The sequence below is a fragment of the Clostridium uliginosum genome (genome assembly GCF_900112485.1).
In the GTDB taxonomy this organism is placed as follows: Bacteria; Bacillota; Clostridia; order Clostridiales; family Clostridiaceae; genus Clostridium; species Clostridium uliginosum.
In genome coordinates this window covers 1-2092 of sequence record NZ_FOMG01000062.1, presented here as the reverse complement: position 1 = coordinate 2092, position 2092 = coordinate 1, and the positions used below count along the sequence as shown (strand labels likewise).

The window sequence follows — 2092 nt, the reverse complement described above, 5'->3', positions numbered from 1 at the left end:
TAGCTAAAATACCATATAATGAAATATGTCAAGATGGTGTATCAAATACATTCTCAATTGTTCCAGATGCACTTGGAAAAACTGAAGAACAAAAAATTGATAACTTAGTTTCAATTTTAGATGGATATTTTGTACAAGGAGCTCATCATTTAAATGTTAATGTTCTTAATAGACAAACATTAATTGATGCTATGGAAAATCCAGAACAATATCCAACATTAACAATTAGAGTTTCAGGATATGCAGTTAACTTTAGTAGATTATCAAAAGAACAACAATTAGAAGTTATAAGCAGAACATTCCATGAAAGTATCTAATATTAGTTTAATAAATATATAACATAAGTATAATTGCAAGACCTTGGATAAAATTTACTTTACTTTAGTTAGTAGATATTCTAAAACTAAGTATAGAATAATTAATCCGAGGTTTTGCTTATTTTTTAATATTCATTAACTTTCATTAGCTATACTTTTTATATGCTATAATATATAAAAATACTAGAAAAATTTATTGATGATTTATTGTTAATTTTAATATATGGAGGAGTAAAATGACTAAAGGTAAAATTCATTCAATTGAGTCAATGGGACTTGTAGATGGACCAGGGATAAGAGTGGTAATATTCCTTCAGGGTTGTGGATTAAGATGTAAGTTTTGTCACAATCCTGACACTTGGACATCTGGAGGTGGAGAAGAATATACACCAGAAGAATTAGTAAAGAAAATTGAAAGATTTAAAACTTATTTTGCTAAAAGTGGTGGAGGTGTTACATTTTCAGGTGGAGATCCATTAAGACAACCAGAATTTCTTGTTGAAGTACTTAAACTATGTAAGAGTAAAGGAATTAATACATGCCTTGATACTTCAGGTTATGGATTTGGGGATTATGATGAAATATTAAAATATACTGATTTAGTTTTATTTGATATAAAAGATTTTACTAGAGAAGGTTATAAGAATGTTACCTCAATGGAAATAGATGAATCATTAATTTTTTTAGAAGCCATGAAGAGAAACAATACTAAAATGTGGATAAGACATGTTGTTGTTCCTGGATTAACTGATGGAGAAGAACACTTAAAAGAACTTAAGGCATATATAGATAACATACCAAATGTTGAAAAAATAGAATTATTGCCATATCATTTATTAGGGGTAAATAAATATGAGAGTTTAGGCATTAAATATCCTCTTGAAGGGGTAAAATCTATGGATAAGGATTTAACTAAGAAATATCAGCAAGAAATATTTGAAGACAAACACTAATAATTGGAGTATTTGTAAATAAAACATTATTTTTATTGACAAATTAATTATTTAAGTAGTATTCTTATACTAATATATTTGGTCATATGACTGACGGAAGTGGAATTACCACATGAAGTATGACTATTAAAAAGCCGACCGTCTGGGCAAAAAGCCTGGATAGTGGGCTTTTTTATATATAAATAAGTTTTATTTTACAAAAAATAATTTTCGAGGAGGAAAAACAATGTTTAAGGAGTGGCAAGGATTTAAAAGTGGAATATGGGAAGAAGGAATAGATGTAAGAAACTTTATACAAAAGAATTACAAGTTGTATGAAGGTGATTCAAGTTTCTTAGAGGGTACGACAGACAAAACAAATAAGGTATGGTGCAAATGCAATAAATTGATAATTGAAGAAGTTAAAAAAGGAATAATAGACGTTGATACAAAAAGAATATCAGGAATAGATAACTATGAACCAGGATATATAGATAAGGAAAATGAAGTTATAGTTGGACTCCAAACAGATGCACCACTTAAGAGAATAGTAAACTTATTTGGTGGAATGAGAATGGCTAAGAGCTCATTAGAACAATATGGATATAAATTAGATGAAAACATAGAGAAATATTTTCCACAGTACAGAAAAACTCATAATGAGGGAGTTTTTGATGGTTATACAAAGGAGATAAGACTTGCAAGAACAGCAGGACTTTTAACAGGGCTTCCAGATGCTTATGGTAGAGGAAGAATAATAGGTGATTATAGAAGAATTGCACTTTATGGTGTAGATTATTTAATAGAAGAAAAGAAGAAAGATCTTGATATTTTGCAAGGAGA

Annotated in this window: 3 protein-coding genes and 1 riboswitch; all 3 genes read left to right on the top strand. The window is 28.7% G+C overall.

What is annotated here, in order from left to right; genetic code table 11:
- The coding region (locus tag BM027_RS17780; RefSeq protein WP_139209565.1) for a glycine radical domain-containing protein at positions 1-317 on the top strand (317 nt) is incomplete at its 5' end.
- A gap of 236 nt (positions 318-553) precedes the next feature.
- On the top strand, positions 554-1270 hold the full coding sequence (gene pflA, locus BM027_RS17775; RefSeq protein WP_090094506.1) for a pyruvate formate-lyase-activating protein: 717 nt from the start codon (positions 554-556) through the stop codon (positions 1268-1270).
- A gap of 76 nt (positions 1271-1346) precedes the next feature.
- Positions 1347-1425: riboswitch (ZMP/ZTP riboswitch) on the top strand.
- A gap of 71 nt (positions 1426-1496) precedes the next feature.
- The coding region (locus tag BM027_RS17770; protein ID WP_278320260.1) for a pyruvate formate lyase family protein at positions 1497-2092 on the top strand (596 nt) is incomplete at its 3' end.

Excerpts from the sequence above, each read along its gene's own strand:
- pflA (WP_090094506.1), top strand. The coding sequence starts at position 554 with ATGACTAAAGGTAAAATTCATTCAATTGAGTCAATGGGACTTGTAGAT.